Below are 7,343 nucleotides of genomic sequence, written 5' to 3'. Positions count from 1 at the left end.
GCGCTCGGCGACGGCCGGGTCCACCGCCGCGTCGAGGCGGCGGCCTGTGCAATTGTCGCAGCGCCCGCAGGGCCCCTCGGCGGTGGCGTCATCGAGCTGGTCACGCAGGAAGAGCATGCGGCAGGCGTCGGTGTTCTCGTAGGCGACCATCGCGTCCTGCTCCGCCTGCCGGGCCTGCGCCAGACCGGCATAACGGGCGGCGTCGTACTCCCACGGTTGGCCGGTGCCCACCCAGCCACCTCGGACGCGGCGCACCGCACCATCGACGTCGAGGACCTTGAGCACCTGGTCCAGGCGGGAGCGGGACAGATCGACCCGGGTCTCCAGGCGCATGGTCGACTGCGCCTCATCAGTGAGCACCCCGAGCAGGTGGCGCACCGTCTCCTCGTCGGGGAAGGACACGGAGGCGAAGTACTCCCAGATGTCCCTGTCCTCCGCGCCGGGCAGGAGGATGACGTCGGCGCGGTCGGTGCCGCGGCCGGCGCGACCGATCTGCTGGTAGTAGCTCACGGGCGAACCCGGTGCGCCGACGTGGACGACGAAACCGAGGTCGGGTTTGTCAAAGCCCATGCCCAGTGCCGAGGTGGCCACCAGTGCCTTGAGCTCGTTGTCGATCAGCGCGTGCTCCAGCCTTTCGCGCTCCGTGGCCTCGGTGCGGCCGGTGTAGGCGGCGACGTTCCAGCCCGCCGCCTCCAGCGCCTCCGCGAGGTCCTCGGCGGCGGCGACGGTGAGGCAGTAGATGATGCCGGAGCCCTCCAGCTCGGCCAGGTGCGTGGCCAGCCAGGCCGGACGCTGCGTGGTGTCGGGCAGGCGCACCACCGACAGGTGCAGGGACTCGCGGTCCAGGCCGCCGCGCAGCAGGCCGGTGTCCGCGCCGAGCTGGGCCTGCACGTCGGCGACGACGCGATCGTTGGCCGTCGCGGTGGTGGCCAGCACCGGCACACCCCCGCGCAGCCCGGCGAGCAGGTCACGGATGCGACGGTAGTCGGGGCGGAAGTCATGCCCCCAGTCGGAGATGCAGTGCGCCTCATCCACCACGACCATGCCCACGGTGGCGGCCAGCGCCGGCAGCACCTCATCGCGGAAACCCGGGTTGTTGAGGCGTTCCGGGGAGATGAGCAGCACGTCGACCTCCCCCGCGGCGACCTGCTCCTGCACCTCCTCCCACTCGGTCATGTTCGCGCTGTTGAGCGTCGCGGCGCGGATCCCGGCGCGCCGGGCGGCGGCCACCTGGTTACGCATGAGGGCGAGCAGCGGGGAGATGATGAGGGAGGCCCCGGCGCCGGCGTCGCGGAGCATCTTGGCGGCGATGAAGTACACCGCCGACTTGCCCCAGCCGGTGCGTTGGACGACGAGCATGCGCCGTCGGTCGTTGACGAGTGCGTCGATCGCGGTCCACTGGTCGTCGCGCAGCTGCGCGCCCGGCCCCGCGATGCCGGTGAGGAGTTCATTGGCCCGATCTCTGGTTGCCTGCATGGCCCCCACGCTAGACCACGCCCCCGACATCAGCCCTGAGCTGGGCTTTTCGCGGCCAGTTCGTCGTCAATGTAGACGTTGCGCGCGGCCCGGAAACCGACCGCCCCCATGAGCACGCAGATCGCGGCGAGCACCGGGAGGATGAGCGACCAGTCCCCCGTCGACTCGCGGACGACACCGACGACCAGCGGGCCGACCGCCGCGATGACGTAGCCGACGGGCTGCACGAAGCCGGAGAGGCGGGCGGTGACCATGGGCACGCGGGAGCGGGCGGGGATGAGGGCGATGGCCGTCGGAAAGCAGAAGCCACCGACGCCCAGCAGTGAGGCCCACAGCATCGGCGAGGCGGCCGGCGCCAGCCACAGGCCGAGGTATCCGGCGCCCATGAGCGCGGAGAAGAGCACCGGCAGCCACACGACCGAGCGGAGGCGGTCGATGATCACCGGCATGATGAGGCCGCCGACGATGTTGAAGCTGCCGACCAGCGCCAGCGCCAGGCTCGCGGTGGAGGCGTCGACCCCGTGGTCGACGTAGATCTTCGGCAGCCAGCCCATCTGGATGTACGCGTGCATCGACTGCAGCCCGAAGAACATCATGAGGAAGACCGCCGTCGACGATCTCCACAGGGACACCTGCTTCACGACGCCGCCCTCCTCCCCCGCCGCCCGCGGCGAGGTGGACGTCGGCACGTCGCGGCCGACGCGCAGGACGACCACGAACCACACGACGACCTGCAGCGCCGCGGGGACGGCCCAGAGGAACAGGGCCCACCGGAAGTCGTCGGAGAGCAGGGCGGTGAGGGGGCCGGCGGCGCCGGAGATGCCCAGCACGGACCCGTAGACCGTCATGAGCGCGACGATGTGCCGGCCGCCGTGGTTCTTGATCCACGCGGGCAGCAGCACATTCGCCAGCGCGATGCCCACCGTGACGAAGACGGTGAGCACGATGAACGCCCAGATGTCCCCCACCCAGGGCCGCGCCGCCAGGCCGAGCAGTGACAGGGCCATGCCCACGAAGAGCGTGCGCGACAGTCCCAGCCGGGTGGCCAGCGGAACCGCCAGCAGACCCAGCACGGAGAAGAACAGCCCGGGGATGGCCGTGATGACACCGGCCAGGGAACCACCGACGCCGAAGGCCTCGAGGGCGTCGCTGAGCACGGCACCGAGTGAGGAGATGCCGGAGCGCAGGTTGATCGCCGCGATGAACACGGCGGCGAAGATCAGCAGCGCAGACAGGGCCTGCGTCTGCCGTAGGCGGGGGGTACTCACACTGGACCTCCTTGCGATGTGTGGAGGCCCAGCCTAGTACGTCACACCATTTACTGGACCGGGGCCCACTCCGGACCGGTCTCCGCCAGCTCCGGCTCCAGCTTCTGGATGAGCGGCTTCGGCTTGCTCAGCGGCGTGCCCGGGACGACCTCGACGCGCTCCCACACGGCCTGCTGCTGCGTGTAGTCACCCGTGATGACCGGGTAGGACGCGCCCTCCTCGGGCAGGCCCACGCCGACCAGCTCGACCGGCATGTCGTCGGTGACCTCCCGGATCTCCGGCTTCGCGGCCCACACGCCCTCGCGGCCGAGGGTCTCGTGCACCTGCTGCGCGATGTGCGGCAGGTACGGGGTGAGCAGGGTGTTGCAGTCGGAGACCACCTGCAGGGCGGTCCACAGGACGGTGGCCAGACGCTCGCGCTGGGACTCGTCCTTGGCCAGCTTCCACGGCTCCTGGTCGGCGATGTAGGCGTTGGCCTCACCGACGACGTGCATGGCGGCGGTGATGCCGTTCTTGAACTTCGACAGCGCCAGATTCTCGCCGACGATGTCGAAGGTCTGCGCCGCCAGGTCGAGGATCGCGGTGTCGGCGTCGGTGAGCTCACCCGGGGTGGGGACCTCACCGAAGTTCTTGTGCGCCATCGACACGGTGCGGTTGACCAGGTTGCCCCAGCCGTTGGCCAGCTCATTGTTCACGCGGCGGACGAACTCGTCCCACGTGAAATCGGTGTCGGTGTTCTCCGGGCCGGCGACCGCGATGAAGTAGCGCAGCGGGTCCGGGCCGAACTCGGCGAGGAAGTCCTTGACGTAGATGACCACGCCCTTGGAGGAGGAGAACTTCGAGCCGGACATCGTGAGGAACTCGGACGAGACGACCTCGGTCGGCAGGTTGATCTCCCCGTACTTGTGCAGCTCGCCACCCTTGGCACCCTTGCCGGCGTAGCCGAGCAGCTCCGCGGGCCAGATCTGGGAGTGGAACGTGATGTTGTCCTTGCCCATGAAGTAGTAGCCCTCGGCGGCCGGATCCTGCCACCACTGCTTCCACGCGTCCGGGTTGCCGGAACGCCACGCCCACTCGATGGAGGCGGACAGGTAACCGATGACGGCGTCGAACCAGACGTAGAGCTTCTTGGCGTTGTTGTCCTCCCAGCCGTCGACCGGGATCGGGACACCCCAGTCGATGTCACGGGTCATGGCGCGCGGGCGCAGATCCTCCAGCAGGTTGAGGGAGAACTTCAGCACGTTGGGACGCCAGTCCTCGCGGCCGCGCAGCCACTCCCCCAGCGCCTCGGCCAGGGAGGGCAGGTCGAGGAGGAAGTGCTCGGTCTCGACGAACTTCGGGGTCTCGCCGTTGACCTTGGACACCGGGTTGATCAGGTCCGCCGGGTCGAGCTGGTTGCCGCAGTTGTCGCACTGGTCGCCGCGGGCACCGTCGGCGCCGCACAGCGGGCAGGTGCCCTCGATGTAGCGGTCCGGCAGGGTGCGCCCGGTCGACGGGGAGACGGCACCCATGGTGGTCTCCTTGATCATGTAGCCGTTGTCGTGGAGGCCACGGAACAGCTCCTGCACCACCGCGTAGTGGTTGCGGGTGGTGGTGCGGGTGAACAGGTCGTAGGACAGGCCGAGGCCGGCGAGGTCCTCGACGATCTGCCGGTTGTATCGGTCGGCCAGTTCCTTGACCGTGACGTTCTCCTTGTCGGCCTGGACGAGGAGGGGTGTGCCGTGCTCGTCGGTGCCCGAGATCATGAGGACCTCATTACCGATCATCCGCTGGTAGCGGGCGAAGACATCGGAGGGGACGCCGAAACCGGCGACGTGTCCGATGTGGCGGGGGCCGTTCGCGTACGGCCAGGCGACGGAGACAAGCACAGACTGGGTCATGGGATACACCTTATTTCATGGGCTCCGACTTGTTGCGCTCGGCCAATCGCTTGGCGCGCTGCGCCCTGCGTTCCTGGGCCCGGCGGTGCTCGGCGTGCACCCTGCGTTCGCGCGCCAGGCGGGCGCTGAACTCACGCTGGGAGCGGTGGTCCAGGTAGATGACGTCGTGGCTCAGGTCCTTCCACAGGGCGAACATGAGACCGATGACGATGAGCAGGAAGGGGCTGGCGGCGACGATCGTGATCGACTGCAGGTTGGCCAGGGAGTCCTCGCTGGCGGTGAGCATGACCATGCCGACGGCCGCGGTCATCAGGCCCCACAGCGCGGAGACCCACGGGGTGGCGTCGCTGCGCCCGTTCTGGGACAGGGTGCCCATGACCGTCGACGCGGAGTCGGCGGAGGTGATGAAGAAGGTGCCCAGCAGGATCATGGCCAGCACGCCGGCAATGGTGCCACCCGGGAGCTGGTGCAGCAGGTTGAACAGCTGGGACTCGGCGGTGCCGTCACCCCAGATGGACTGGCCGCGCTGTTCGAAGACGATGGCGGAGCCACCGAAGACGGAGAACCAGACGACGGAGACCAGGGACGGCACGACGAGGACACCGATGGTGAACTCGCGGATGGTGCGGCCACGGGAGATACGCGCCAGGAACATGCCGACGAACGGCGACCAGGAGATCCACCAGGCCCAGTAGAAGATGGTCCAGCCACCCAGCCACTCACCGGCGGTGCCGTCCGCGGAGTTGGCGGTGCGGCCGGCCATCTCGAAGAACTGCGCGAAGTACGAGGACATCGCGGTGGGCATCATGTTGAGCACGGTGACGGTCGGGCCCAGGATGAACACGAAGATCGCCAGGGCGGCGGCCATGATCATGTTGGCGTTGGACAGGTACTGGATGCCCTTGCCCACACCGGAGATGGCGGAGAGGATGAACGCCAGGGTGAGCACGGCGATGATGCCGACGACGGTCCAGGTGCCGGGATCGTCGATGAGCCCGGAGGCCGACAGCCCGGCGCGGATCTGCAGCGCGCCGATGCCCAGCGAGGTGGCGGTGCCGAAGATGGTGGCGATGATCGCGAGACTGTCGATGATGCGCCCCTGCCAGCCGCGGGCGCCCTTCTCACCGAGGAGCGGGACGAAGGCGGAGGAGATGAGCTGACGACGGCCCAGGCGGAACGTCGAATAGGCGATGGCCAGGCCGACGATCGCGTAGATGGCCCACGGGTGCAGCGTCCAGTGGAAGAGGGTGCCGGCCATCGCGGTGCCCACCTCCCGTGGCTGGTGTCCGGGGACGCCGTCGCGGTAGAAGGTGAGCGGCTCGGTGGCGCCGTAGAACATCAGGCCGATGCCCATGCCGGCGGCGAACATCATGGCGATCCAGGAGATGGTGCGGAACTCCGGTTCCTCCTCGCTCCCGCCGAGTTTGATGCTTCCGAAGCGGGAGACGGCCACGATGATCATGAAGGCGACGAAGACGGTGCCGAAGATGACGAAGGCCCATCCGAGGTTGTCGACGATGAATCCCAGCGACTGCGCCGCGAAGTTCGCGAAGCTGTCGGGGCCGACCAGGCCCCACGTGACGGTGGCGACCACCACGATCGCGGCGACGCCGATGATCCACCAGTCGAACAGGGGGCGCCCGTCCGTTGATTCGTGGACCACAGCCTCGGCGCCCTCGGCGGCCGTCCGCCCGAGACGGTCCTCGATGACGTCCGCGTCGTCCATCATCGCGGCCAGTTCCTGTGTTGCGGTATCCGGGTGTCCCGCTGAAGGGTCAGAAGTACTCATGCTGTCAGCTTCATGCGGCGCCCGACAGGTGGCAAATAATGGTCACTGCCTTTTATTGCATTATCGACGCCCGCGAGCCGAAAGTTGTCATTTCGTGATCCACGTCGGGCCAGCTCACCCCGGATTACCTGACAGGAGGCTCACAACGCTGTAACAACCTGCGGAAAACCCGCTCAGCGGGCTGCCAGGACCGCCTCGTAGAGCTCCCGGTTGGACACCCCACGCCCCGCCGCGACCTCCCGGCAGGCGTCCTTCAGGCGCATGCCGTCGGCCACCAGTGACTCGACCACCGGGACGAGGGAAGCGACGTCCGCCTCCTCGGCCACCCCGCCCTCGAGGACGACCGTGATCTCCCCCTTCACACCGTCCGCCGCCCACTCAGCCAGCTCCGGCAACGTGCCGCGGCGGACCTCCTCGTACGTCTTGGTCAACTCCCGGCACACCGCCGCCCGGCGCGTGGAGCCGAGCACCTCGGCGGCGACGGACAGGGTCTCGGCCAGGCGGTGCGGGGACTCGAAGAAGCACACCGCGCGCTCCTCCGTGCGCAGCGACTCCAGCCACGACCGCAGCGCCCCCGCCTTCCGCGGCGCGAAACCGTCGAAGAGGAACCGGCCCACCGGCAGCCCGGACAGCGCCAGGGCGGTCGGCACCGCCGAGGGGCCGGGCAGGCAGGTGACGGGGACCCCGGCGGTGTGGGCGGCGTCGACAAGCGAGAAACCCGGATCCGAGACCAGCGGCATACCCGCGTCGGTGACGACGAGAACGACGCCGCTGCGGGCGGCGTCGAGAAGCCGGCGGGCCCGCCCCTCCTCGTTGTGGTCGAAGTTGGAGACGACCCGGCCCGTGATCTCCACCCCGAGGGCGGCGGCGAGGTTGCGCACGCGGCGGGTGTCCTCGGCGGCGATGACGTCGGCGCCGGCGAGGGCGGCG

The 7,343-nt window shown here is 69.0% G+C and carries 5 protein-coding genes; all 5 read right to left on the bottom strand.

What is annotated here, in order from left to right; translation table 11 throughout:
• Window positions 1-1,476, bottom strand: a 1,476-nt coding sequence (locus GXZ33_RS00185; RefSeq protein ID WP_291338851.1) for a RecQ family ATP-dependent DNA helicase, incomplete at its 3' end; no start/stop codon positions are given.
• Between the two features lie 29 nt (window positions 1,477-1,505).
• Window positions 1,506-2,744, bottom strand: coding sequence for an MFS transporter (locus GXZ33_RS00180; protein WP_291338850.1), 1,239 nt, complete (start codon window positions 2,742-2,744; stop codon window positions 1,506-1,508).
• A gap of 50 nt (window positions 2,745-2,794) precedes the next feature.
• Window positions 2,795-4,624 carry a methionine--tRNA ligase gene (gene metG, locus GXZ33_RS00175; RefSeq protein WP_291338849.1) on the bottom strand — a complete coding sequence of 610 codons (1,830 nt, stop codon included), beginning with the start codon at window positions 4,622-4,624 and terminating at the stop codon, window positions 2,795-2,797.
• Window positions 4,625-4,634: 10 nt separating this feature from the next.
• Window positions 4,635-6,413 carry a BCCT family transporter gene (locus tag GXZ33_RS00170; RefSeq protein ID WP_291338848.1) on the bottom strand — a complete coding sequence of 593 codons (1,779 nt, stop codon included), beginning with the start codon at window positions 6,411-6,413 and terminating at the stop codon, window positions 4,635-4,637.
• Window positions 6,414-6,586: 173 nt separating this feature from the next.
• Window positions 6,587-7,343: 16S rRNA (cytidine(1402)-2'-O)-methyltransferase (gene rsmI / locus GXZ33_RS00165; protein WP_291338847.1), on the bottom strand; the 757-nt coding region annotated here is incomplete at its 5' end.

It is taken from the genome of Corynebacterium sp. (assembly GCF_012838985.1).
In the GTDB taxonomy this organism is placed as follows: Bacteria; Actinomycetota; Actinomycetes; order Mycobacteriales; family Mycobacteriaceae; genus Corynebacterium.
This window is presented reverse-complemented; position numbering and strand designations above follow the sequence as displayed.